Source organism: Microbacterium abyssi, from assembly GCF_015277895.1.
GTDB lineage: Bacteria > Actinomycetota > Actinomycetes > Actinomycetales > Microbacteriaceae > Microbacterium > Microbacterium abyssi.
This window is the reverse complement of record NZ_CP063815.1, coordinates 2,174,674-2,197,879: the sequence shown is the minus strand read 5'-3', so window position 1 is coordinate 2,197,879 and position 23,206 is coordinate 2,174,674. Positions and strand designations below refer to the sequence as shown.

Here is a 23,206-nt window from a genome sequence, read left to right as displayed (position 1 = left end):
TAAGATCACAGCGTGCCCAACTGGTTGTCTCGACTGCTGTCCTGGATCGCCGCCGCCCTCGTCGGCGTCGTCTACGGTGCTGCCGGCACCATCGCGCACAGCCTCATGTGGGGACCGATCCCGGTCGGACTCATCGTCGGCGGCATCGCCTGCGGCGCGCTCCTGATCGCCGTGCGGGCCCTCACGCACGATCGCGCGGCGGCCGTCGCCACTGCGATCGGCATGATCGGGATGCTGATGATCATCTCGGGCCCTGGCCCCGGCGGCTCGGTGATCGTTCCGAACACCCCGGTCGGGCAGATCTGGATCTATCTCGTCTCCGGCATCGCGCTGCTGGTGATCGCCTGGCCCAGCCTGAAGCGCATCTCGGCGTCGACGCCGACCGCGGGTTCCGCCCCGACGGCGGGGTCGGCCGCGGCGTCCGGGACCCCGTCCACGGAAACGGGTCGTAGACTGGACGCGTGACGTATGTGATCGCCCTTCCGTGCGTCGATGTCAAGGATCGCGCCTGCATCGACGAGTGCCCCGTTGACTGCATCTACGAGGGCGAACGATCGCTGTACATCCACCCCGACGAGTGCGTCGACTGCGGCGCCTGCGAGCCCGTCTGCCCCGTCGAGGCGATCTACTACGAGGACGACCTGCCCGACGAGTGGCAGGACTACTACAAGGCCAACGTCGAGTTCTTCGAGGAGGTCGGGTCGCCCGGCGGTGCCGCCAAGGTCGGCGTCATCAAGTACGACCACCCGATCATCGCTGCTCTTCCTCCCCAGGGAGAGTAGGGGCGTGGGGGTCAAGGATCTCGCCGACTACCCGTGGGATGCCGTCGTCCCGTTCCGTGAGCGTGCGGCGCAGCATCCTCGGGGTCTTGTGGACCTGTCCATCGGCTCCCCGGTCGACCCGACGCCCGACGTGATCCGTATGGCGCTCGCCGAAGCCACCGACGCGCACGCCTATCCGCAGAACATCGGCACGCCAGCTCTGCGTGAGGCGATCGTGGAATGGTACGCCCGTCGCAGGGGAGTGCCCGGCCTCACGGCCGACAACGTGCTGCCCACGGTCGGCTCCAAGGAGCTCGTCGCGCTCCTGCCGACTCTGCTGGGCCTGGGGGCGGGCGATATCGTCGTCTTTCCGCGGGTGGCCTATCCGACATACGAGGTCGGTGCCAGGGTCGCCGGCGCCACGCCTGTGGCCGAGGACGACCCGGCTGCCTGGCCCGAGGGTGCGAAGCTCATCTGGATCAACAGCCCGGGCAACCCCGACGGACGCACCTGGACGGTCGACGAGCTCGCGACGGCCGTGCGGCGAGCACGCGAGCTGGGAGCCGTGCTCGCCAGCGACGAGTGCTACGCCGAACTCGGCTGGGATGGCCGGTGGGCCACGGAGCCGGTGCCGTCGGTTCTCGATCCGCGCGTGACCGGCGGCTCGCGGAGCAACCTGCTGAGCGTCTATTCGCTGAGCAAGCAGTCCAACCTCGCCGGTTACCGTGCGGCGTTCGTCGCCGGATGCTCGCGCGTGATCACCGACCTGCTCGCAGCACGCAAGCACCTGGGGCTGATGATGCCCGCGCCCGTGCAGCAGGCCATGGTCACCGCCCTCGGCGACGACGAGCATGTCGCGGCGCAGAAGGAGCTGTACCGCGCACGGCGCGACCTGCTGCGCCCCGCGCTGGAGGCGGCCGGCTTCCGGATCGACGGCTCGGAGGCGGGGCTGTACCTGTGGGCGACCGAGGATCGGGACGCCTGGGAATCCATGGCCAGGCTCGCCGATCTCGGCATCCTCGCCGGCCCCGGTCCGTTCTACGGGGCGGATGCCGGCACGCACGTGCGGCTCGCTCTGACCGCTCCGCTGGAGCGCGTCGCCGAGGGTGCGCGGCGCCTGCACGGTGAGGATCTGTAGATTCTCACCGTGAAACTCGCGCGGCTCTTGGCGGATGCCACAGTAGGCCGATCTGACGACTAGGCTGTAAAGGCGATTCGATCGGAACCCGATCAGGCGCTGTGCGCCGTGGATCGCCCTCGACGAATCAGACCAAACAGGTCGCGTAAACGTACAAGGAGGTCCGCGTGAGTGCAGCGGGAGACCAGCAGGACAAGGCCACTCTCACGATCGGTGACACCACGGCGGAGTTCCCCGTTCTGCGCGGCACCGCAGGCGCTGACAGCATCGACTTCTCGACGCTGACGAAGCAGACCGGCTACACCGGCCTGGACTACGGCTTCGTCAACACGGCATCCACCAAGTCGGACATCACGTTCATCGACGGCGACCAGGGCATCCTGCGCTACCGCGGGTACCCGATCGAGCAGGTCGCCAAGAACTGCAGCTACCTCGAGGTCGCGTGGCTGCTGATCTACGGCGAGCTGCCCACTCCCACGGAACTGGCCGACTTCGACGATCGCATCCGACGTCACACGCTCCTGCACGAGGATCTGAAGCACTTCTTCTCGGCGCTGCCGCACACCGCGCACCCCATGTCGGTGCTGTCATCTGCCGTCGCCGCCCTCTCGACCTACTACGAGGGCCAGACCGACCCGAACAACCCCGAGCACGTCGAGCTGAACATGGTGCGCATGCTCGCCAAGCTCCCCGTGATCGCCGCGTACGCGCACAAGAAGAGCGTCGGCCAGGCGTTCCTCTACCCGGACAACTCGCTCAGCTTCGTCGACAACTTCCTCAAGCTCAACTTCGGCGTGCACTCCGAGCCGTACGAGATCAACCCGGTCATGTCGAAGGCGCTCGAGCTGCTGCTGATCCTGCACGAGGATCACGAGCAGAACGCGTCGACCTCGACCGTGCGCCTGGTCGGGTCGACCGGCGCGAACCAGTTCGCGTCGATCTCCGCCGGCATTCAGGCGCTCTCCGGCCCGCTGCACGGCGGCGCGAACGAGGCCGTGCTGAGCATGCTCGCCGAGATCCGCGACTCGGGTCAGGGTGTGCAGCGCTTCGTCGAGCGCGTGAAGAACAAGGAAGAGGGCGTCAAGCTCATGGGCTTCGGCCACCGGGTCTACAAGAACTACGACCCGCGCGCCAAGCTCGTCAAGGAGGCCGCCGACGAGGTGCTCCGTGAGCTCGGCGTCACCGACCCGCTGCTCGACCTCGCCAAGGAGCTCGAGGAGATCGCCCTAGCCGACGACTACTTCCGTGAGCGCCGGCTGTACCCGAACGTCGACTTCTACACGGGCGTCATCTACAAGGCCATGGGCTTCCCGACGCGGATGTTCACGGTGCTGTTCGCGATCGGCCGCCTGCCCGGCTGGCTCGCCCAGTGGCGCGAGCTTAACCTCGACACGCAGACCAAGATCGGTCGTCCGCAGCAGCTGTACACGGGATCGCCGGAGCGGCAGTTCCCGACCCGCTGAGTACCCGCTCAGCCGGAGTCACTCGCCGGGGACGAGGCCCATCCGGTGGGCGAGGATCACCGCTTGCACCCGGTCGCGCGCGTCGAGCTTGGCGAGGACGCGTCCGACGTGCGTCTTCACGGTGGATTCGCTCACGAACAGCTCGGCGCCGATCTCGGCGTTGGTGAGCCCGCGCCCGATCGCCAGGAACACCTCGCGTTCGCGATCGGTGAGGTCCTCGAGCGCCGCGGCAGGCTGAGGATCCGCGGGCAGTCGTCCGCCGAACAGGTCGAGCATCCGCCGCGTCACGCGCGGTGACAGCGTCGCATCACCGGCATGCGCGGCGCGAATCGCGCGCGTGAGCTCCTGCGGATGCGCATCCTTCAGCAGGAATCCGCTCGCCCCCGCGCGCACTGCGGCGAACGCGTACTCATCGAGATCGAAGGTGGTGAGTACGACGACCTTGACGTCCGGATGCCGCGCCACGAGCTGGGTCGTCGCCTCGATGCCGTCCATCAGCGGCATCCGCACGTCCATGAGCACGACGTCGGGGGCGGCGGATGCCGTCATGCGCAGCGCCTCGGCGCCGTCACCGGCCTCGCCGACCACGGACATGCCCGGCTCGGCGTCGAGCACCATGCGGAAGCCCAGCCGGATCAGCTGCTGATCGTCGACCAGCAGAACGCGAATCGCATCACTCAACGATGACCTCCAGGGGGAATTCCGCGATAAGCCGCCATGATGACTCGTCGCGCCGGCCGGCGTGCACGGTTCCGCTGAGGGCCACGACGCGCTCCTGCAGGCCCCGCAGGCCCAGGCCTGCTCCGCGCGAGGGCTCGCCGTCGCGGATGCCGTCGTTGTCGATCTGCACGCGGACGCGCCCACCCGTGTAGTCGATCACGACGGCGACCGCGCGCGGATCGTGCGCGTATCGCAGCGCGTTCGTCAGGCCCTCCTGCACGATCCGCAGCACGGCCAGACGCTGCGGGTCGGAGCCGGAAGGCGTGCCCGTCACGGTCAGCGTGACGGGGAGCCCCGCCGCGCGCGCGGTGTCGACGACATCCGCGGGGGTCAGGGTCAGCAGCGGCTCACGCGGGACGGCGGATGCCTCGGCATCCGGCTCGGTGCGCAGCACGCCCAGCATGGCGCGCATCTGCATGAGCGCGTCGCGGGCGGTGTCGGCGATGGCGCGACTGGCCTGCTTCGACTGTGCCGGATCGTCTGTCGCATGCGCACCCTCGGCGAGCGTGACGACGACGGCGAGCGAATGCGAGACGATGTCGTGCATCTCGCGGGCGATCCGCGAGCGCTCAGCGGCGGCGGCGAGCTGCGCGTGCTGATCGCGCTCGATCGTGAGCTGGCGGGACCGCTCGATGAGCGCCTCGACGTAGCGCTTCCGGCCGCCGACGTTGCTGCCGATGAGCGCGCCGAGCATGAGCAGGAAGGTCGTGCCGACGATGACCGAGATCGTCTCGCCCGGGGGGATGGGCGAGAACAGGCCCCAGGTGAGCGCGGCGAGTGTGCTGCTCGCGATCGCGGCGACCAGCGTCCACATCGCCGCGCGGGTGCTGCGGTGCACGGCCACCGAGTACAGCGCGATGAGTGGTGCGATGCCGACGATGCTCGTGGAGACCGCCGGGCTCAGGATGATGAGCGGGGAGAACGTGACGATGAACACCAGGAGAGGGCGGCGGCGGCGCCACATCAGGCTCACCGAAGTGAGCACGACCACCACGGCGCCGGCGATCCTCGGTGCGACGCCCGCCGGCAGATCGCTTCCGACGAGGGTGGACGTGATGCTCAGCAGCAGGGTGAGCGCGACGAGCAGGGCGTCGCCCAGCCGCGGATGCCGGGCCCAGAACCGCCGCACCACGCCGGGCGGTCGCGGCAGACGCAGATCGTCCTCCACGGGAAGCCCGTAGGGGACGACCTGCTCCTGCGTGTGCACTGCTCGACTCTACGCGTCGCGCGCCTTGAGGACCCCGCCGCCGATCGCGATGGCGGCGACCGCCCAGGCGATGATGGTGATCAGCGCGGGCCCCGTCTCGAGCACGGTGCCGCTGAGCGGCTGTCCCATGAAGAGCGACTGCCCGGCGTTCGACGGCAGGTAGGCTGCCAGCGTCTGCACCCACTCGAAGTCGGGGGTCGCCGGGAAGAACAGCACGAGTACCGGTGCGACGAACACGACGCCGATGCCGACCGCGAGCGCTCCCGGGCCGTTGCGGACGATGAACCCGATCCCGACGCCCATCATGGCGATCAGCGCGAGGTAGAGGGCGGCTCCCAGCAGGGGCATCACCGAGGTCTGCGGGTCGGACAGGTCCACTCCACCGGCCGGCAGGATGGGGCCGGTGACGAGCGCTGCGACCGCGAAGACGATGAGGCTGAACGCGAACATCGTCGCCCCGACCACCAGCCCCTTCGCGAGGAGCGAGCCGAGCCGGCGCGGCTCTGCGGTAAGGGTCGAGCGGATCATGCCCGTCGAGTACTCGCCGGTGACCATGATCGTGCCGATGATCACGGCGAGGAGCTGGGTGAGCACGGTCGCGAAGACGATCACCATGACGGCGGTGCTGTTCACCTCGGCCGCGGTGGTCGGGACGGGGCCCTCGGAGAAACTGCCGATCGCGGTGGCCTGCAGCAGGCTGAGCCCGACCGAGATGACGGCGACGAGCCCGATCGACCACCACGTGGAGCGCAGCGTCGTGAACTTGATCCACTCCGCGCGCACGAGGCGCGGGAAGCTCAGGTGGGTGCTGGAGGCGGCCGTCTTCGGCGCGGGGATGACGGGGGCGTCGGTGAGAGCGCTCATCTCAGATCTCCTTGGTCTTGTACTCGACGTCGTCGCCCGTGAGGCGGAGGTAGGCGTCTTCGAGGGTTCCGGTCGACGGTGTCAGCTCGTGCAGCGTGAGTCCACGCGCGGCGGCGAGCTCGCCGACCGTGGCCGCGTCGGCGCCGGTGACATCCAGCAGGTCGTCGCCGAGGTGGGTCACGGAGACCGTGTCACCGGCGACGAGATCGGCGAGTTCCCTGGCGTGCGGGGAGCGGACCCTCACGGCCGCGCTCGTCCACTGCGACACGATGTCGGCGAGCGGAGCGTCCGCGAGCACCTTGCCGCGGCCGAGCACGATGAGGTGGTCCGCGGTGAGCGACATCTCGCTCATCAGGTGACTGGACAGCAGCACCGTCCTGCCTTCGGACGCCGCGTGCCGTACGAACCTGCGCACCCACATGACGCCCTCGGGGTCGAGGCCGTTGACGGGTTCGTCGAGGATGAGAGTGTGCGGGTCGCCGAGCAGTGCCGCCGCGATGCCGAGGCGTTGCCCCATGCCGAGCGAGAACCCGCCCGCGCGCTTGCCCGCGACGCTGGCGAGGCCGGTGATGTCGATCACCTCATCGACGCGGGAGCGGCGGATGCCGTGGGTCGCCGCCATCGCGCGCAGGTGGTTCACCGCGGTGCGGCCGGTGTGCACGGCCTTGGCGTCCAGGAGCACGCCGACCTCGGTGAGGGGCGAGCGCAGGGTGCGGTAGTCGCGGCCCTGGATGGTGACGCGCCCGGCTGTCGGACGATCGAGACCGACGATCATGCGCATCGTCGTGGACTTTCCGGCGCCGTTCGGCCCGAGGAACCCGGTGACCTTACCCGGGCTGACGGTGAAGCTGACATCCGAGACGGCCCGCTTGGGGCCGAAGCTCTTCGTGAGTTGTTCTGCAACGATCATGTACTAGACGCTACGGGCGTCCGGCGCGCATGACATCAGGCTTCCGGATGGTCTTGCGGGATGTCGGGTGGTACTGGGGTACGACACGACATCCCGATCGCACGCGATCAGTGCGTGCGATCAGCGTCCCTGTGAGCCGCCGCCCTGCGCGCGGCGTGAGCGCCGCGCGTCCACACGCTGACCGACCTGCAGGCCGGGGCGCTGCTGGGCGGAGCGCTGACCGTCACCGGTGCGCTGTCCCTGGGCGGCGGGCTGGCCCTGGCCGCCGTGGCCCTGGGGGCGACGGCGACGACGTGCCGGCGAACCGGCTGCCGGGGCGCCGCCCTGCTGGGGCTGACGCGGCTTCTTCGGCTGCTGACGCTGCTGCGGCTGCACGGGGGCGGGCTTCACATGCGCAGCGCGCTCGCCGACGAGCTCGTCGACGATGCCGGCGTTCACGGCTTCGAGTTCGGCGGTGATCTGCGCCTTGCGGAGCAGATCCTTCACATCGCGGCGCTGCTCGGGCAGCACGACCGTGACGACGGTGCCGGCAGCGCCGGCACGCGCGGTGCGGCCGGAGCGGTGCAGGTAGGCCTTGTGCTCCATGGGCGGGTCGACGTGGACGACGAGGTCGACGTTGTCGACGTGCACGCCGCGCGCGGCGACGTCGGTCGCGACGAGCACGCGGACGCCGCCGTCGGCGGGATCGGCCGAGAACGCGCTGAGGTTGCGCTCGCGCGCGTTCTGCGACAGGTTGCCGTGCAGGTCGACGGCGGGGATGCCGGAGGCGGTGAGCTGCTTGGCGAGCTTCTTCGCCTGGTGCTTGGTGCGGGTGAACAGGATGCGGCGGCCGGTGCCCGAGGCGAGGTCGCGGACCAGACCGGTCTTGTGCTCGGTCCCGGTGGTCACGAGCACTCGGTGGGTCATCTCGCCGACCGGGACGCTGGCTTCGTCGACCTCGTGGCTGACGGGGTTCGACAGGAAGCGCTTGGCGAGCGAGTCGATGCCGCGGTCGAGGGTCGCGCTGAACAGCAGGCGCTGACCGCCGGCCGGGGTCGCGGCGAGGATGCGGGTGACACCGGGCAGGAAGCCGAGGTCTGCCATGTGGTCGGCCTCGTCGAGGACGGCCACCTCGACGGAGTCGAGCGAGACGAGCTTCTGCTTCATGAGGTCTTCGAGACGGCCGGGGCAGGCCACCACGATGTCGACGCCGCTGCGCAGCGCCTGCTCCTGCGGGCGCTGGCTGACACCGCCGAAAACGGTCGTGACACGCAGGCCCGCGGCCTCTGCGAGCGGGGCGACGGTGGCCGCGATCTGCGTGGCGAGCTCACGGGTCGGCGCGAGCACGAGACCACGGGGGTGCTGTGCGCGGGTGCGCTTCTGCGCGTTGCTCAGACGCGCGACCAGCGGCAGCGCGAAGGCGATGGTCTTGCCGCTGCCGGTGCGGCCGCGGCCGAGCAGGTCGCGCCCCGCGAGCGAGTCGGGGAGGGTGTCGCGCTGAATGGCGAAGGCCTCGGTCTTGCCGTCGGAGGCGAGGACGTCAGCGAGGCGTGCGGGCACGCCGAGTTCGAGGAAGGTAGGCATAGAGGTACTCCGTGGGCGCGTGACGAAGCACGCGCGGATAGTGAGGTGGGCGACCGTGCACAGGAGGTGCACAGAGGTTCGCCGTTCGAAACGCCAACTGGTGGAGGAGCAGTTCTGCTCGCTTCGGTCTGGGATGACCCCGTGTCGACGACGCAGTCACCCGATGCCGGGCAACCTCACAAGACTAGCAGAGCTCGGCTGAGTTCAGGCGTGCAGCGCCTCGTTGAGGGTCACTCCTGCGCCGTCGCGCTGCTTGGCCTCGATCGCACCCGTGACCGAGTTGCGCCAGAATCGCAGGCCGTCCCGCCCGCTGAGTTCTGCGGCCTTGACGATGCGCTTGCCGCCTTCTGCGGTGTCCGGCCCGTCGACGAGGACGACCTTGGAGCCCGCCGTGACGTACACGCCGGCTTCGAGGATGCAATCGTCTCCGAGCGCGATGCCGAGACCGGAGTTCGCACCCAGGAGCGTGCGGGCGCCGATCGAGACGCGCACGGTGCCCCCGCCGGAGAGGGTGCCCATGATGGATGCCCCGCCGCCGATGTCGCTGCCCTCGCCGACGACGACGCCCTGGGAGATGCGACCTTCCACCATCGAGGCGCCGAGCGTGCCTGCGTTGAAGTTCACGAAGCCCTCGTGCATCACGGTGGTGCCGGGGGAGAGGTGGGCGCCCAGGCGCACGCGCGCGGCATCCGCGATCCGCACGCCGGCGGGCTGGACGTAGTCGGTGAGTCGCGGGAACTTGTCGAGTCCCTGCACCTGGATGCTGTGGCGGCGCATCTGCGGCTGCAGGCGCGCGGCATCGTCGGGATGCATGGGGCCGGCGTTCGTCCAGGCGACGTTGGGCAGATGGGCGAAGATGCCGTCGAGGTTCAGCTCGTTGGGGCGCACCAGCAGGTGCGACAGGGCGTGCAGACGCAGATACGCGTCTGCGGTGGATGCCGGGGCGGCGTCCAGGTCGATCTGCAGCTGCACGGTCTCGATGCGGACGCCCCGTCGCTCGTCGGGTCCTGCGTGCATCTCGAGCTCGCCGATCTCGGCCTCCATTACGGAGCCGGTTCCCACATGGGGATACCAGGCGTCCAGGACTGTGCCGTTGCCGGCGATCGTGGTCAGGCCGATTCCCCACACGGTGCGCGCGTTGCTCATGCCTCAACGCTACCGTCCGCCGTACTCGAGGATCGACTCGAGCCGTAGGCTGGACGCATGCTGCTCGACCCGACCGCGTCATCCGTCGATCTCACTCGCGCGATCTGCGACATCCCCAGCGTGTCAGGCGGAGAGGCCGTACTCGCCGACGCGATCCAGGCCGCCGTCGCTCCGCTGGAGCACCTCGAGGTCATCCGGCACGGCAACACCGTCGTGGCCCGGACGAACCTCGGCCGCACGCAACGTGTCGTGATCGCCGGGCACATCGACACCGTCCCGATCAACGAGAACCTTCCCACGCGGATGGTCGAGCTCGACGGCGAACCGCACCTCTGGGGGCGCGGCACCGTCGACATGAAGGGCGGCGTGGCGGTGCAGTTGAAGCTCGCCGCGGAGCTCATCGCGCCCGCGGTCGACATCACCTGGATGTGGTACGACAACGAAGAGGTCGCCGCGTCGCTGAACGGCCTGAACCTGCTCTCCGCCGACCGTCCCGACCTGTTCGCCGCCGACTTCGCCATCCTCGGCGAACCGTCGGGCGGACAGGTCGAAGGCGGATGCAACGGCACGCTGCGCGCGATCGTCCGCACCAACGGGGTGCGCGCCCACAGCGCCAGAGCGTGGATCGGCGAGAACGCGATCCACCGGGCGGCGCCGATCCTGGCGCGCCTGGCCGAGTACCGGGCCAAGGAAGTCCAGGTGGACGGCCTCGCCTATCGCGAGAGCATGAGCGCGGTGCGCATCACCGGCGGTGTCGCGGGCAACGTCATCCCCGACCTCTGCGAGGTCGAGGTCAACTACCGCTTCGCGCCGAGCAAGACCGCAGCCGACGCCGCGGCGCATCTGCGCGGCGTCCTCGACGGATTCGAGGTGGAGATCACGGATGCCGCGGACGGCGCGCGGCCAGGTCTCGACGCACCGATCGCACAGCAGTTCGTCGCCGCGGTCGGCGCCGTGCCGAAGCCGAAGTACGGCTGGACGGATGTGGCACGGTTCAGCGCCCTCGGCATCCCCGCCGTGAACTACGGCCCCGGCGACCCGCACCTGGCACACCACGACGAGGAGCGCGTCCCGCTCGCGCAGATCGAGGCGGTCGAGCAGGGCCTGCGGGCGTGGCTCACGGCGCAGTGACCGCCACTGCCGTGATCCGCTTCGCGCGCTCGTGGGCCCGCGTGCCGGTGATCGCGCGGATCGCGCTCGTCTACCTGCTCGGACGTGTCGTCACGACGGGCTTCCTCGTGCTCGCCGCCGAGCTGTCGAGGCCGGGATCGCGTTTCGGCGCGGACGCGACCGTCGGCAGCTTCATCCTCGGCTGGGACGCGCAGTGGTACTGGCTGGTGGCGTGGGAGGGCTACCCTCAGGTGCTGCCGCTCACCGAAGCCGGGCAGGTCGCCGAGAACGCGTGGGCGTTCATGCCCGTGTATGCATACGCGGCGCAGGTGGTCGGCCTCCCGTTCGGATCCTGGGGTGCGGGGGCGCTGCTGATCTCCCTCGTCGCCGGCTTCTTCGCGTGCGTGCTGCTGCATCGGCTGCTGAAGGGGCGCATCGGCGACTCAGCGGCGATGTGGGCGGTGACCTTCTTCGCATGGGGTCCGCTCGCGGCACTGTTCCAGGTCGGCTACGCCGAGTCGCTTTTCGTGTGCCTGCTGCTGCTCGCCCTCGATCTGGTCGCGCGGCGCAGGTTCGGCTGGCTGTACCTCGTCATTCCGGTGATGGCGTTCACGCGTCCCGGCATCCTCGCGTTCGCCCTGTACCTCGGGCTCCACGGCATCCTGCGCTGGATCCGGCGTCGCCGGGACCCGCTCCCCGCGCGGGACATCGTGCACATCGTCGCGCTGGGGATGCTGGCGACGATCACCGGCTTCGCCTGGCAGGCCATCGCCGGGATCGTCACCGGCGACCCTGGAGCGTACCTGGCCACGGAGCTGTCGTGGCGTCGGAACTGGGGTGTCGGAGAGGGTGCGTTCATCCCGTTCGACGGCTGGGTGCAGGCGGCGCAGTTCTGGTTCGCGCAGTGGGGAATGCCGGGATGGTGGGGATTGATCGCCCTTGCGGTGCTCGTGCTGGCCGCCGCGGGGATGCTGTTCGCTCCGCAGGTGCGCCGCCTCGGCGCCGATCTGCGTCTGTGGAGCGCGAGCTACCTGCTGTACCTGCTCGCGGTTTTCTTCCCGCAGTCGAGCACGTTCCGGCTGCTGATCCCGCTGACTCCGCTGGCCGGAGCGCTCGCCGTACCGCGGTCGAGGGCCTACCGCATCGGCGTGCTCGCCCTCTGCCTGCTCGGGCAGTGGGTGTGGATCGACCAGGTCTATGCCCAGGGAAGCACCTTCTGGCAGGTGCCCTGACGACTCGAGGCGCTGTTGTTCACGATGTATTACCCATCAGCGACCGCAGGGGCGGAAGCATACCGATAAACTCGATGCATACCACCGAGGGAAAAGGAGCCACGATGGCAGCGATGAAGCCGAGGACCGGAGACGGACCCATGGAGGCCGTGAAAGAGGGACGACTCATCATCGTGCGCGTTCCGCTCGAGGGCGGCGGCCGTCTGGTCGTCTCTGTCAACGATGAAGAGGCGAAGGAACTGCACGATGTCCTTGCGGGCGTCGTGAGCTGAACCTCAGTTCTCATGCGAGGGGCGGTGGATCTTCGGATCCACCGCCCCTCGTCGTCACAGCGTCTTTTCGAAGATTCCCATCCGATTCTCCGACGGGTCCGAACGACTCATTGTGCGGCGAATGTCGCACGGAACGGAAAGGAACATCATGCGTAAGATGACACGACTCGGACTCATCAGCACGGCGGGTGCCGGCGCAGCCGCCCTCGCGATCGCAGGTTTCGCGCTGCCGGCCACGGCGGCGGAGACCTCGGACAGCACGCACGAATCCACCTCCACCTCGACCGACTTCATGAGCTCGATCGAAGGCCTCCAGGCCTGGGTCAGCGACACGGTCCTCGGCAGCGGAAACGACACTGCAGTCGGCAACGTCGACGGCGGTCTCATCAACGCTCCGGTGGTCGAAGGACCGCTGGTGAGCGACTCCCTTGACGGCGACGTGCTCTCGGGCAACGACACCCCGGTGGCCTCCGGCAACGAGGTGTCAGCGCCGGTCGGCTCGGGCAACGACGTCTCGGCGCCGATCGACGCGCCGGTCGGCTCGGGCAATGACGTCTCCGGCAACGAGGTCGGGTCCGGCAACGCGGTCGGGTCCGGCAACGACTCCGGTGTCTCGGTCGGTGACATCGGCGCAGACGTCGATGACCTCGTCGGCGATGTGTCGGGCGACGTCGACTCGATGCTCGGCGGCATCCTGGACTGACCAGTTCGATACGAAAAGCGGCGTCCCGGTCCAGGCCGGGGCGCCGCTCTCGTGAGTCGCGATCAGTCTGTGCTGAGGCTGACCAGCTGCAGCAGTCCCTCGCCGGCCGTGGAGATCGCCGCGAGAACAGCGGGGGACTCCTGGGTCTCCTGCACGAGCGAACGGTAGGCGCTGGTGACGGCGTCCCGCTGCACCGGGTCGGCGGTCCTGCCGCCGGCGAGGACACGCGGCACTGCGACGATGCCGCCGCTGCGTGCCAGGCGCAGTCCGTGCTCGACGTACTCGATCACGTTCTCCGGATCGGCGTCGACGAGCACGATGTCGTAGGAGGCCTCATTCATGCGCGGCAGCACGTCGGCGGCGCGGCCGGTGATGAAGCGGGCCTTGGTGCCGGGGATCTTCGCCTCGCCGAAGCTGCGGCGTGCGGCGACCAGGTGCTCCGGCTCGTTGTCGATCGAGGTGAGCACGGCGCCCGGCGCTCCGCGCAGCAGCCACAGGCCGGATACGCCTGCGCCGGTGCCGATCTCGACGATGGAGCGGGCATTCGTGGCTGCGGCGAGGACCGCGAGCTGCGCGCCGACGGCGGGGCTCACGGAGGCGACGCCCAGTTCGAGCGCGTGCGTGCGAGCGCGCGCGATCGGCGCGGGCTCCACGATCGCCTCGCGGATATAGCGTGCGTTCGCGTCGTTCTCGCTCATGACCTTCTCCTCCGGCTGCAGCCTCCAGGGTATTCGCATGCCGAGTTCTTGGCCGTGAGGCGCGGCGGGTAGCCTGTGTACATGGATTTCGGCCTCACCATCGAGAAGCTCTTTCTCATCGGGGTGATCGCTGCGTTCATCATCGGTCCGGAGCGTCTGCCGAAGGCCGCCGAGACGTTCGCGAGGTTCGTCCGCAGGGTCGGCGAGTACCTTCGCGACACGCGTTCTCGGATGCGCGACGAGATCGGTCCCGAGATCGACGAGGTCGACTGGCGAAAGCTCGATCCTCGTCAGTACGATCCTCGCCGCATCATCCGCGACGCCCTGCTCGAGGACGGTCCTGCGGCGACGGCTACCGCAACTGCGACGGCCACCGCGGCCCCGGCCGCCGCGGCGGCGGCCCCAGAAGCCGTCTCGACACCTCGGCCTCCGAGGACGCGTCCGGACTTCACGCGCGACGCCCCGCCGCCGTACGACGTCGAGGCGACCTGACAGGCGCGGCTCAGATCTTCGACTTGAGCAGCGCGACGTCGGCGTCGCTCAGCAGGCTGCGGGGGATGACGGTGACCACGGAAGATCCGCGCAGGCGCAGGACCACGGCGTGGGCGCCGACCCGCACGGAGCGGAACGTCGCATAGGTCACGTCGGAGACGCCGTTCTTCGCGATCATCCTGATCGACTCCGGCTCCAGCTCCACTCGCACCGCCGACCCTGAGGGCATCGCGGCGCTGAGCGCGCGTCGCGTGGATGCCCGGGTGAAGATGATCGAGGCGACGATCAGGGCGGCGATCGCGAACATGGTCCAGGTGAGGGTGGTCGCCTGCTCCGGATCGGCACCGCCGATCATCGACAGCACGACGGCGTTCACGATGAAGGCCGCGACGAGCGCGGTGTAGGCGATGACGGCGAGAGGACGGGTGAGCGTGTAGATCACGGTATCCCACGTCATACCGCGAAGCAGCTCAGCATCGACGACGAGGGAGCGGGAGGAAGAGCTGGTGGTCACCTCACGAGTCTGTCACGACTCCGATGCGGACCGCCTGGTGACAGCGATCGGCAGAGACCTTCCGGACAGGCTCCTGCCGCGCTGCGACAGCCCTTCCGCGAGCGCGCGGACGGTGCGCGCCGCGGCATCGTCGGGGTCGCTCAGGACGATCGGGAGGCCGGCATCCCCTCCCGCGCGCAGCGCGGGGCTCAGCGGGACCGAGGCCAGAAGCGGAACCTCTTCGTCGCCCTCGGACAGCGCGGCGGCCACCTCCGCGCCGCCGCCGGATCCGAACAGATCGACGGTGGTTCCGTCCGGAAGGGTGAATGCGGCCATGTTCTCGACGACGCCGATCACGTGCTGACCGGTCTGGCGGGCGACCAGGCCGCTGCGGATCGCCACGTCGGATGCCGCGGACTGCGGCGTGGTGACGACGAGCACCTCGGCGTGGGGCAGGAGCTGCCCGATCGAGATCGCGATGTCGCCGGTGCCGGGAGGCATGTCGATGAGCAGCACGTCCAGGTCGCCGAAGAACACGTCGGTGAGGAACTGCTGCACCGTGCGGTGCAGCATCGGACCGCGCCAGGCGACGACCGCCTCGCCGTCGCGCAGGAACATGCCGATCGAGATGGTCTTCACGCCGTGCGCGACCGGAGGGAGCATGAGATCGTCGATGCGCGTCGGCTGAGTTCCGGCCGGGATTCCGAGCAGCCCCGGGATCGAGAAGCCGTGCACGTCGGCATCCACGAGTCCGACCGCCAGGCCCTCCGCGGCCAGCGCCACCGCGAGATTCGCGGTGATCGTCGATTTGCCGACCCCGCCCTTGCCGCTGGAGACGAGGATGACCCGGGTCAGCGAATCCGGACCGAACGGCATCTGACGCGCAGGGCGCCCATCGCGGAGTTTCTCGGTCAGCGCCTTCCGCTCGGCGGGGGTCATCACGCCGACGTCGACCGTCACGTCCGCGATTCCGTCGACGGATGCCGCGGCATGACGCACGTCCGATTCGATGCGATCCGCGGCGGGGCATCCGACGATCGTCAGCGCGATGCCGACCGACGCTCGATCGCCGTCGACGCTGATGTCACGGAGCATGTCGAGCTCGGCGATCGGCCGACGCAGCTCCGGATCGGACACCGCGCCGACCGCCGCGCGGACGCGCTCTGTCAGCGTCATGGTCGCGTGCGACGCGGCCTGGTCGAGACGGGGCCGGTGCGCGTGTCGGCTGGAGCGTCGCCGTCGTGCTCGTCCTCGAGGTCTGCGAGCAGCGCGCGCAGTTCCTGGCGAAGCACGTCGCGCGTCACGGCCTGGGAATTGCGCTCCTCGAGCGCCATGCGAAGCGCGACGATCTCACGGGCGAGGTACTCGGTGTCGGCGAGGTTGCGCTCGGAGCGCTGACGGTCCTGCTCGATCTGCACCCGGTCGCGGTCGTCCTGTCGGTTCTGCGCGAGCAGGATGAGCGGGGCGGCGTACGACGCCTGCAGCGAGAGGATGAGCGTCAGCGCCGTGAATCCGAGGGCGGCGGAGTCGAATCGCCACCAGCCGTTCTGCTCGGCAACGACGGTGTAGACCATCCACAGCGCGCAGAACAGGGTCAGGATCGCCAGGAACGTCGGCGTGCCCATTGCGCGCGCGACCCACTCGGTGAACCGTCCGAACCGGTCGCGCGACGCCGGTCGCTGTCGTGTTGCCCCGCGGCCGAGCGGGGCGTCGAGGCCGGAGCGGTCGCTCTTCGCCATCATCGTGCACCGCCCTTCGTCATCGAGTCATCGGAATCCTGCGTGCGCCAGTCGTCCGGCAGCAGATAGTCGAGCACGTCGTCGATGCTGACGACGCCGACGAGGCGCCCGGCGGCATCCACGACGGGCAATGAGACGAGGTCGTAGCTCGCGAGCAGGCGGGCCGTCTCGGCTGCCGAGGCCGTCGCCGAGATCGGCTCCATCGTCTCGTCGACGATCGCGCCGAGCCGCTCATGCGGCGGGTAGCGCAGCATCCGCTGGAAATGCACGACGCCGAGCAGGCGCCCCGTCGGGGTCTCGAACGGCGGCAGCGTGACGAACACGGCGGCCGCCAGCGCGGGGTGCAGTTCATGGCGGCGGATCAGTGCGAGCGCCTCGGCTACGGTGGCGTCGGCGGACAGGACGATCGGCTCCGTGGTCATCAGACCGCCGGCCGTGTCCGGACCATAGCTGAGCAGGGTGCGGACGTCCTCGGCCTCTTCGGGCTCCATGAGGTCGAGCAGCTGCTCGAGCCGTTTCTTCGGCAGCTGTGCCAGCAGGTCGGCCGCGTCGTCGGGCTCCATGTGGTCGAGGATGTCGGCGGCACGCTCGTCGCCGAGGCCATCGAGGATGTGCACCTGGTCCTCTTCGGGCATCTCTTCGAGCGCGTCGGCGAGTCGGTCGTCCGGAAGCTCCTCGGCCACCTCGATCAGGCGCCGCTGCGGAAGGTCGAGCAGCGTGGTCGCGAGGTCTGCGGCGTGCAGTTCGGAGTACGACGCGACCAGCTGCTCTGCGGACTGCGATTCGCCGGGCGTGCGCTTCTCCGCGACCTCGTTCCAGGCGGCGAACGTCGTCGGGCCCTTCGCGAACGGCGATGCGCTCGTCTTCGGCTTGCGCAGGAAGAGCTGGCTGACACTCCACTCGCCGAGACGGTTCGGCTCGATCGCGACATCCTCGATGACAGCGCTGCCGCTGCCGTCGGCGAGCTCGACGCGGCGTCCCAGGAGCTCGGCGAGCACGCGCACCTCGCCGGGGCGCGGCTGGAAGCGGCGCACATTGATGAGGCCGGTCGTGAGCACCTGTCCTGCGCGGATCGAGGTGACCCGTCCGATGGACAAGAACACGTGGCGACGGCCGGGGATCTCGACGACCAGGCCGATCACGCGGGGGGAGACGGTACTTCGGTACACGATGACGACATCCCGGACCTTGCCGAGCCGGTCGCCCACGGGGTCGAAGACGGCGCAGCCTGCCAGGCGCGCGACGAAAACCCGTTGTGTGCTCACGCGTCCAGCGTAGTCCGCGGACCGCGGAACCCGGGCTGCCCGGGGGTGCGCGTGGAACAATGGGGGAATGAGCATGTTGAACCGTCCTGCGAACGGCACGGCCGTCGGCGAGGCCGTCGCATCGGTCCGCGAATACGAGGCCGCCCAGAAGACGGTGTCGAAGCTGATCGCCGCCGAGGTGCCCGCCCGCGACATCGCGATCGTGGGGCAGGGGGTGCGAACGATCGAGCGCATCACCGGACGTCTCGGCTATGCGGCCGCCGCCCGTTCCGGTGCGGTCAACGGCGTGCTCATCGGATTGCTGCTCTCGGCGATCCTCGTGATCGGCAACCCGGATGCCCCGATTCAACTGTTCGTGGGATTCGTGTTCATCGGCGTCGCTCTCGGCATGATCCTCAGCCTGGTGACCTACGCGATCGTCCGTCGCCGCCGGGACTTCGCCAGCGTCACGCAGCTCGCCGCCGACCACTACGAGGTCACCGTGCTGCCCGCGTCGCTCGCGAAGGCGCGCGAGGCGCTCGGAACGTCACCGCGCACTCAGGTGGTGCGGCCGCCGGCCGACCTCGACGAGCCGCCGCGCTATGGCGAGCGCGTCGCCCCCGGGGCGGATGCCGCCGCGGCACAGGCGCCGGCCGGGCACGTCATCCCTCCACGTCCCGCTGACCCCGCTCCGCAGTACGGTGAGCGGGTGACGCCGGAAGAGCCCACGACAGAGTCCTCGGCACCCGCAGAGGCCGCAGCACCTGCGGCCGACGCAACGCCTGCTGCTGACGCCGGAATCCCGGCCGAGGACGAAGCACCGAAGAAACGCGACGACGGCGAGAGCTGACGTGCCGTTCGACGTCGAGCTCCCGAAGGGATCTGTCTCGGTCTCGACGGCGTGGGGCGAAGGCTCCGGCCGCGGCATCGTGCTCGTCGCGCACGGTGCGGGCGCGGGCATGGAGCATCCTTTCCTCGTCGGACTCACCGACGCCCTGAACGCAATCGGTTTCTCGACGCTGCGATTCAACTTCCCGTACCGCGAACAGGGCAGGCGGATGCCGGGGCCGGCGGCCCACGCGATCGCGACCTGGCGCGCCGCGGTCGCACACGCCCGCGTGCGGATGCCGGATGGTCCGCTGTGGGCGGCCGGCAAGTCGTACGGCGGGCGGATGGCGTCGATGGCCGTGGCCGACGGTCTCGAGGTCGACGGTCTCGTCTACCTCGGCTATCCGCTGCATCCTCCGGGGGAGTCCGAGAAGCTGCGCGCCGAGCATCTGCCGTCGATCGCTGTGCCGCAACTGTTCGTCGAGGGCACGAACGACCCCTTCATCCAGCCGACCTCCCAGCTCGAGGACGTCGTCGGGGCCTGCCAGGACGCCCGCATCGTCTGGATCGAGGGCGGCGGCCACTCCTTCGAGGTGAAGGGGCACAAGCGTCCTGCCGATGAGATCGGCGCATCCCTCGCGCCGCTCATCGGGGACTTCGCCGATCGCTGAGCTCGCCGTCCGGCAGCGGACGACACTCTCGTGACGGGGAACGGATGGCTGTCATCTGGCATGCATGGCAGCCATGTGCGGCCCTCAGCGGGGGACCGCGGACCCGCTCAGCGGTGCTGCCAGCGGAACAGCACGAGCCGCAGGGCCGCGCCGATCTTCATCGGCACGATCTCGCCGAAGCGGTGCTCGTCGGCGCGGACGAGCCGCTCGGCAAGATCAGGGCGCTGCTGCCACAGATACTCCCGCGCGACCTCGGCGTGCGGTGAGTTCGACACGATCTTGATGACATCGGCGTGTTCGATCAGGGGGATCGCGTTCTCGATGTTCTCCCACGTCGAGCGGCTGTCCGGCTCGAGCACGATGCGCCCGGTGTAGCCGAGCTCCTCGCGCGCATACTGCTCCATGAGCACGGCTTCAGGGGTATCGCCCTCGACAGTTCCGCCGCACATCACGACGGCGCTGTCTGCCGTGCGATCCCGCGATCGGATGCCGGCACGCACCCGGTAGCGGTTCACGAAGTTCGCACGGTCGCCGTGATTGCCGTAGCCCAGGACGACCACGGCCTCAGTGCGCTCCGCACTCGCATCGTCGTCGGTCCCCGCAGCCGTGCCCAGCGTTCGCCAGCTGGAACGCCAGTGCACGTACTCGGCCCACGCTGCGGCTGATGCGTAGGTTGTGAAGCCCGCCCAGAACAGTCGGCGCAGGCTCCAGCGGGAACGGCTCAAACCCTCAGACCCCTCGCGATCCATGCCTCGATGTCCGAGACCGTGCGCGGGATGTCGGCCGACAGGTTCACCGGACCGTCCGCGGTCATGACGATGTCGTCCTCGATGCGCACGCCGATGCCGCGCAGCTCCTCGGGCACCGTGAGGTCGTCGATCTGGAAGTACAGCCCCGGCTCGATCGTGAAGACCATCCCGGGTTCGAGCACGCCGTCGTAGTACATCTCGCGTCGCGCCTGCGCGCAGTCGTGCACATCGATCCCGAGGTGGTGCGAGGTGCCGTGCACCATGTAGCGACGGTGCTGGCCACCGGCATCCGCGTCGAGTGCCTCTTCGGCGGTCACCGGGAGCAGGCCCCACTCGGCCGTCCGCTTCGCGATCACGGTCATGGCCGCCTCGTGCACCTCACGGAACTTCACGCCGGGACGAGCAGCCGCGAACGCGGCATCCGCCGCCTCGAGCACAGTCTCGTACACCCGGCGCTGCACGTCCGAGAACGTGCCGCTCACCGGGAGCGTGCGGGTGATGTCGGCGGTGTAGAGACTGTCGGCCTCGACTCCGGCATCCACGAGGATGAGGTCTCCGGGGATCACGGCCCCGTCGTTGCGCGTCCAGTGCAGGTAGCAGGCGTGCGGACCGGATGCCGAGATCGTGTCGTAGCCCTCGCCATTGCCGTCCTCGCGTGCCCGGCGGTGGAACACGCCCTCGACGACGCGCTCGCCGCGGGCGTGCGTGGCCGCATCGGGCAGGGCGCGGATGATGTCGTCGAACCCGCGTGCGGTGATCTCGACGGCGCGGCGAATCTCGGCGATCTCGTACTCGTCCTTCACCAGGCGCAGCTCCGAGACGAACCGCTCGAGCTCGGCATCCGCCAGCGTCACGTCTTCATCGGACGCAGCGAAGGCGGCCAGGTGATCAGTGGCGACCGCGAGGTCGGCCGAGACACCCGCGAGCGAGGGGCGAGGGCCGATCCAGAACTCGCCGACCGTGGCGTCTGCGTAGAACTCGGTCGTGGTGCGGTCCGCGCGCTCGCGGAAGTACAGGGTGATGTCGTGGCCGGCATCCGTCGGCTCGAAGACGAGCACCGAATCCGGCTCGGTGTCTGTCGCCCAGCCGGTGAGATGAGCGAATGCGGAGTGAGTACGGAACGGATAGTCGGTGTCGTTGCTGCGCTGCTTGAGCGACCCGGCCTCGATGACGAGCCGCTTGCCGGGGAACGCCGCAGACACCTTGGCGCGACGGGCGGCTGCGAACGCGGCCTGCGGGCGGGCGGCGGGCAGCGATTCCGGGCGATCGGCCCATCCGGTCGAGATCGTCTCGAGGAAGCCGCGGGGGAACGGCTGCTTGCGGTTCGTGACGGGGGCCTCTTCGATCGTCTCGTTCTCTGCGGTGCTCATCCATCCAGTGTCTCACTCCTGCGTAGGGTGGGGAATGTGGTGCTCCTCCTGGATCTGGTGCTGGTCGTCGTGTTCTGCGTGATCGGGCGGCTCTCGCACGCCGAGGGGATCTTCGGCGACCTGCCCGGTCTGCTGAACACGATCTGGCCGTTCGTCGTCGCGCTGTTGATCGCTCACCTCGTGCTGCTCGTTCGCCGGGTGCGTATCGAACGGATGCTGCCGGGCCTGGTGGTCTGGGCGATCACGGTCGTGTTCGGCCTGCTGCTGCGCGCGGTCAGCGGTCAGGGGACGGCGCTGCCGTTCATCATCGTGGCCACTCTGACGCTGGCACTGTTCCTGCTCGGCTGGCGCGCAGCGCTGGCGTTCGCGCGACGAATGCGAGCGTCAGCGCGACTCGAATAAAACTACGATAAACCTCCATAGGTTCTCGTTGCGAATAGATCAAATCTGCTAACATGGCTTCATGGAGCAGTTCTTCGATGATGTGGGTGATCGGCCTCGTGATGCCGCGTTCGTCATCGGGTCTGCTCTGGATGATCTGCAGTGCGCGGATATCGATCTGAATCGGTATGCGGCGCGGCGTGGGGCGCAGATCGCGGATGCTGTCGCTCTGGCGCGCCGGAACCCCGAGGTGTTCGTGCTGGAGGACGCACAGGATGCGGCTGATCAGGCTGAGCGTGCGGCGGTCTCCGATATCGCCCTGCGGCTGAAGCGGTCCGAGGAGGACGTGCAGGCTGAGCTCGCTGTCGTGCAGGCCGCGATACGGTGCCTGCCCACCTTGTGGGGGCATGCGCGGGACGGGTTCGTGTCGATGTATCTCGTGACGCGGACGGTGGGGGCGCTGGGCAGGGTGCGGGCTCCCGCGAATGCCACGGCGGAGCAGCAGGAGGCCGAGCGCGAGGCGGCGCGACGGATCGATGAGGCGACCTCGGAGTGGGCGTTCACCTGTTCCCCGGTCAACTTCCTGCGCCGCCTCAAGCGCCTGACCGACCGACTCGACCCCGAACCCGCGGAGGTGCGTCATACCCGTGCGGTGGCCGACCGGCGGGTGTGCGTCGAGCATGTGGACGACGGGATGAGCTGGTGCAACGCCTACATCCCCACCACGGAGGCGCTCGCCGCCGACCGGCGGCTCACCGCGACGGCGAAGCAGGTGAAGAAGAGCGACCCGTCCGAGACGCGCACGATCGCGCAGATCCGCGCCGACCTGTACTCCGAGTGGCTGCGCGGGGTCGGCACCGACCGGGCCGCGCAGACCAAGATCTTCGTCACCATCCCCGTCCAACTCCTCGACGACGCCGACGCCGACGCTGTCGACCTGCCCGAAGAGACCGCCGAGATCGTCGGCCACGGCCCGATCGACCCGCTCACCGCGAAGCAGCTGCTCCTCGACACCGGCGTCTTCCGCCGGGTGATCGTCGACCCGATCCGCAGCGTGATCGTCGACATGGACCGCCGCAGCCGCCACGCCACACAAGCCCAGCGCGACTGGCTCATCCTGCAGCACGGCACCTGCGCGAGAGACGGCTGCACCCGACTCGCCCTCGACGCCGACATCGACCACAACACCCCCTGGGCACAAGGCGGCACAACCAACCTCGAAGACCTCCGGCCCCTCTGCCCCAGACACCACGTCGACAGGCATCGAACCCGCGCCATCTACCGATCCCGCCCCGACGGGACCGTCGAAGTCACCACCCCCACCGGATACCGCAGCGCAGCCCGCCACCCGAGACTCGCGCCACCGAGCGTGCCGCCCCCGCACAGCCCGTCCGCGATCTCGTCGCACCACCGTTCTGAGCAGCTCACCTTCCGAGCGGGCCTAGACTGATG

The 23,206-nt window shown here is 69.2% G+C and carries 26 protein-coding genes; 13 read left to right on the top strand and 13 right to left on the bottom strand.

The window, feature by feature from the left end:
- The first annotated feature begins 12 nt into the window (after positions 1-12).
- The 4 genes from IM776_RS10710 (at position 13) to IM776_RS10695 (ending at position 3,362) form a co-directional block, all read left to right on the top strand.
- Positions 13-465 (top strand): histidinol dehydrogenase, encoded by a 453-nt coding sequence (locus tag IM776_RS10710; RefSeq protein WP_228479723.1) that lies wholly within the window; start codon positions 13-15, stop codon positions 463-465.
- Positions 462-782, top strand: a complete 321-nt coding sequence (gene fdxA, locus IM776_RS10705) for a ferredoxin (protein ID WP_194420031.1) — start codon at positions 462-464, stop codon at positions 780-782. Before IM776_RS10710 ends, fdxA begins: the two co-directional genes overlap by 4 nt.
- A gap of 4 nt (positions 783-786) precedes the next feature.
- Positions 787-1,899 carry a succinyldiaminopimelate transaminase gene (gene dapC, locus IM776_RS10700; protein ID WP_194420030.1) on the top strand — a complete coding sequence of 371 codons (1,113 nt, stop codon included), beginning with the start codon at positions 787-789 and terminating at the stop codon, positions 1,897-1,899.
- 167 nt (positions 1,900-2,066) lie between these two features.
- Positions 2,067-3,362 carry a citrate synthase gene (locus IM776_RS10695; protein ID WP_194420029.1) on the top strand — a complete coding sequence of 432 codons (1,296 nt, stop codon included), beginning with the start codon at positions 2,067-2,069 and terminating at the stop codon, positions 3,360-3,362.
- Positions 3,363-3,380: 18 nt separating this feature from the next.
- Here the strand turns inward: IM776_RS10695 and IM776_RS10690 are convergent, their stop codons facing one another.
- From IM776_RS10690 to dapD, 6 genes are all read right to left on the bottom strand, one after another.
- Positions 3,381-4,043: a response regulator gene (locus IM776_RS10690; protein WP_194420028.1), complete on the bottom strand. Its 663-nt coding sequence runs from the start codon at positions 4,041-4,043 to the stop codon at positions 3,381-3,383.
- Positions 4,036-5,289: a sensor histidine kinase gene (locus tag IM776_RS10685; protein ID WP_194420027.1), complete on the bottom strand. Its 1,254-nt coding sequence runs from the start codon at positions 5,287-5,289 to the stop codon at positions 4,036-4,038. Before IM776_RS10685 ends, IM776_RS10690 begins: the two co-directional genes overlap by 8 nt.
- Before the next feature lie 9 nt (positions 5,290-5,298).
- The gene (locus IM776_RS10680; protein ID WP_194420026.1) at positions 5,299-6,153 is read right to left on the bottom strand and encodes an ABC transporter permease; all 855 of its coding nucleotides are present in this window, start codon (positions 6,151-6,153) and stop codon (positions 5,299-5,301) included.
- Position 6,154: 1 nt separating this feature from the next.
- Positions 6,155-7,063, bottom strand: coding sequence for an ATP-binding cassette domain-containing protein (locus IM776_RS10675; RefSeq protein ID WP_194420025.1), 909 nt, complete (start codon positions 7,061-7,063; stop codon positions 6,155-6,157).
- Between the two features lie 120 nt (positions 7,064-7,183).
- On the bottom strand, positions 7,184-8,626 hold the full coding sequence (locus IM776_RS10670) for a DEAD/DEAH box helicase (RefSeq protein WP_194420024.1): 1,443 nt from the start codon (positions 8,624-8,626) through the stop codon (positions 7,184-7,186).
- 204 nt (positions 8,627-8,830) lie between these two features.
- Entirely contained in the window at positions 8,831-9,772 is a 942-nt protein-coding gene (gene dapD / locus IM776_RS10665; protein ID WP_194420023.1) for a 2,3,4,5-tetrahydropyridine-2,6-dicarboxylate N-succinyltransferase, read from the bottom strand.
- Between the two features lie 57 nt (positions 9,773-9,829).
- On the opposite strand from dapD, the gene dapE reads away from it, so the two are divergent.
- From dapE to IM776_RS10645, 4 genes are all read left to right on the top strand, one after another.
- On the top strand, positions 9,830-10,903 hold the full coding sequence (gene dapE, locus IM776_RS10660) for a succinyl-diaminopimelate desuccinylase (protein ID WP_194420022.1): 1,074 nt from the start codon (positions 9,830-9,832) through the stop codon (positions 10,901-10,903).
- The gene (locus tag IM776_RS10655) at positions 10,885-12,114 is read left to right on the top strand and encodes a hypothetical protein (RefSeq protein ID WP_228479722.1); all 1,230 of its coding nucleotides are present in this window, start codon (positions 10,885-10,887) and stop codon (positions 12,112-12,114) included. The genes dapE and IM776_RS10655 overlap by 19 nt, the downstream gene beginning before the upstream one ends.
- A gap of 104 nt (positions 12,115-12,218) precedes the next feature.
- On the top strand, positions 12,219-12,386 hold the full coding sequence (locus IM776_RS10650; protein WP_147039918.1) for a DUF3117 domain-containing protein: 168 nt from the start codon (positions 12,219-12,221) through the stop codon (positions 12,384-12,386).
- A 148-nt stretch (positions 12,387-12,534) separates the two neighbouring features.
- Positions 12,535-13,089: a hypothetical protein gene (locus IM776_RS10645; RefSeq protein WP_194420021.1), complete on the top strand. Its 555-nt coding sequence runs from the start codon at positions 12,535-12,537 to the stop codon at positions 13,087-13,089.
- A 62-nt stretch (positions 13,090-13,151) separates the two neighbouring features.
- Here the strand turns inward: IM776_RS10645 and IM776_RS10640 are convergent, their stop codons facing one another.
- The gene (locus IM776_RS10640; protein ID WP_194420020.1) at positions 13,152-13,787 is read right to left on the bottom strand and encodes an O-methyltransferase; all 636 of its coding nucleotides are present in this window, start codon (positions 13,785-13,787) and stop codon (positions 13,152-13,154) included.
- 81 nt (positions 13,788-13,868) lie between these two features.
- Here IM776_RS10640 and IM776_RS10635 point away from each other — a divergent pair, with 81 nt between their 5' ends.
- A complete protein-coding gene (locus IM776_RS10635) occupies positions 13,869-14,279 on the top strand; it encodes a twin-arginine translocase TatA/TatE family subunit (protein WP_228479721.1) in 411 nt (136 codons plus the stop codon).
- A gap of 10 nt (positions 14,280-14,289) precedes the next feature.
- Here IM776_RS10635 and IM776_RS10630 read toward each other — a convergent pair whose 3' ends face one another.
- Genes IM776_RS10630 through IM776_RS10615 form a run of 4 tightly spaced genes read right to left on the bottom strand, consistent with a single transcriptional unit; the run spans position 14,290 to position 17,776 of the window.
- Positions 14,290-14,793 carry a hypothetical protein gene (locus IM776_RS10630; RefSeq protein WP_194420019.1) on the bottom strand — a complete coding sequence of 168 codons (504 nt, stop codon included), beginning with the start codon at positions 14,791-14,793 and terminating at the stop codon, positions 14,290-14,292.
- A 12-nt stretch (positions 14,794-14,805) separates the two neighbouring features.
- Positions 14,806-15,948, bottom strand: coding sequence for an Mrp/NBP35 family ATP-binding protein (locus tag IM776_RS10625; RefSeq protein WP_194420018.1), 1,143 nt, complete (start codon positions 15,946-15,948; stop codon positions 14,806-14,808).
- Entirely contained in the window at positions 15,945-16,511 is a 567-nt protein-coding gene (locus tag IM776_RS10620) for a DUF1003 domain-containing protein (RefSeq protein WP_194422610.1), read from the bottom strand. Before IM776_RS10620 ends, IM776_RS10625 begins: the two co-directional genes overlap by 4 nt.
- Entirely contained in the window at positions 16,511-17,776 is a 1,266-nt protein-coding gene (locus tag IM776_RS10615; protein WP_194420017.1) for a magnesium transporter MgtE N-terminal domain-containing protein, read from the bottom strand. Before IM776_RS10615 ends, IM776_RS10620 begins: the two co-directional genes overlap by 1 nt.
- Before the next feature lie 67 nt (positions 17,777-17,843).
- Here IM776_RS10615 and IM776_RS10610 point away from each other — a divergent pair, with 67 nt between their 5' ends.
- Together IM776_RS10610 and IM776_RS10605 are read left to right on the top strand one after the other, a co-directional pair.
- A complete protein-coding gene (locus tag IM776_RS10610; RefSeq protein WP_228479720.1) occupies positions 17,844-18,605 on the top strand; it encodes a YflT domain-containing protein in 762 nt (253 codons plus the stop codon).
- A gap of 1 nt (position 18,606) precedes the next feature.
- Positions 18,607-19,254, top strand: a complete 648-nt coding sequence (locus IM776_RS10605) for an alpha/beta hydrolase family protein (RefSeq protein ID WP_194420016.1) — start codon at positions 18,607-18,609, stop codon at positions 19,252-19,254.
- Positions 19,255-19,361: 107 nt separating this feature from the next.
- Here IM776_RS10605 and IM776_RS10600 read toward each other — a convergent pair whose 3' ends face one another.
- Entirely contained in the window at positions 19,362-19,979 is a 618-nt protein-coding gene (locus IM776_RS10600; RefSeq protein WP_228479719.1) for a YdcF family protein, read from the bottom strand.
- Entirely contained in the window at positions 19,976-21,373 is a 1,398-nt protein-coding gene (locus IM776_RS10595; RefSeq protein WP_194420014.1) for an aminopeptidase P family protein, read from the bottom strand. The genes IM776_RS10600 and IM776_RS10595 overlap by 4 nt, the downstream gene beginning before the upstream one ends.
- A gap of 36 nt (positions 21,374-21,409) precedes the next feature.
- Here IM776_RS10595 and IM776_RS10590 point away from each other — a divergent pair, with 36 nt between their 5' ends.
- A complete protein-coding gene (locus tag IM776_RS10590) occupies positions 21,410-21,775 on the top strand; it encodes a DUF3054 domain-containing protein (RefSeq protein ID WP_228479718.1) in 366 nt (121 codons plus the stop codon).
- Between the two features lie 61 nt (positions 21,776-21,836).
- Positions 21,837-23,204: an HNH endonuclease signature motif containing protein gene (locus IM776_RS10585; protein WP_194420013.1), complete on the top strand. Its 1,368-nt coding sequence runs from the start codon at positions 21,837-21,839 to the stop codon at positions 23,202-23,204.
- Positions 23,205-23,206 lie beyond the last annotated feature (2 nt).

What these genes read in the sequence shown, in the direction of transcription:
- IM776_RS10625 (WP_194420018.1), bottom strand. Translation starts at nt 15,948, where the DNA reads ATGACGCTGACAGAGCGCGTCCGCGCGGCGGTCGGCGCGGTGTCCGAT.
- IM776_RS10595 (WP_194420014.1), bottom strand. Translation starts at nt 21,373, where the DNA reads ATGAGCACCGCAGAGAACGAGACGATCGAAGAGGCCCCCGTCACGAAC.
- IM776_RS10680 (WP_194420026.1), bottom strand. Translation starts at nt 6,153, where the DNA reads ATGAGCGCTCTCACCGACGCCCCCGTCATCCCCGCGCCGAAGACGGCC.
- dapE (WP_194420022.1), top strand. Translation starts at nt 9,830, where the DNA reads ATGCTGCTCGACCCGACCGCGTCATCCGTCGATCTCACTCGCGCGATC.
- IM776_RS10650 (WP_147039918.1), top strand. Translation starts at nt 12,219, where the DNA reads ATGGCAGCGATGAAGCCGAGGACCGGAGACGGACCCATGGAGGCCGTG.
- IM776_RS10675 (WP_194420025.1), bottom strand. Translation starts at nt 7,063, where the DNA reads ATGATCGTTGCAGAACAACTCACGAAGAGCTTCGGCCCCAAGCGGGCC.
- IM776_RS10585 (WP_194420013.1), top strand. Translation starts at nt 21,837, where the DNA reads ATGGAGCAGTTCTTCGATGATGTGGGTGATCGGCCTCGTGATGCCGCG.
- dapD (WP_194420023.1), bottom strand. Translation starts at nt 9,772, where the DNA reads ATGAGCAACGCGCGCACCGTGTGGGGAATCGGCCTGACCACGATCGCC.
- IM776_RS10635 (WP_228479721.1), top strand. Translation starts at nt 13,869, where the DNA reads ATGGATTTCGGCCTCACCATCGAGAAGCTCTTTCTCATCGGGGTGATC.
- IM776_RS10645 (WP_194420021.1), top strand. Translation starts at nt 12,535, where the DNA reads ATGCGTAAGATGACACGACTCGGACTCATCAGCACGGCGGGTGCCGGC.
- IM776_RS10640 (WP_194420020.1), bottom strand. Translation starts at nt 13,787, where the DNA reads ATGAGCGAGAACGACGCGAACGCACGCTATATCCGCGAGGCGATCGTG.
- IM776_RS10620 (WP_194422610.1), bottom strand. Translation starts at nt 16,511, where the DNA reads ATGGCGAAGAGCGACCGCTCCGGCCTCGACGCCCCGCTCGGCCGCGGG.
- IM776_RS10610 (WP_228479720.1), top strand. Translation starts at nt 17,844, where the DNA reads ATGAGCATGTTGAACCGTCCTGCGAACGGCACGGCCGTCGGCGAGGCC.
- IM776_RS10670 (WP_194420024.1), bottom strand. Translation starts at nt 8,626, where the DNA reads ATGCCTACCTTCCTCGAACTCGGCGTGCCCGCACGCCTCGCTGACGTC.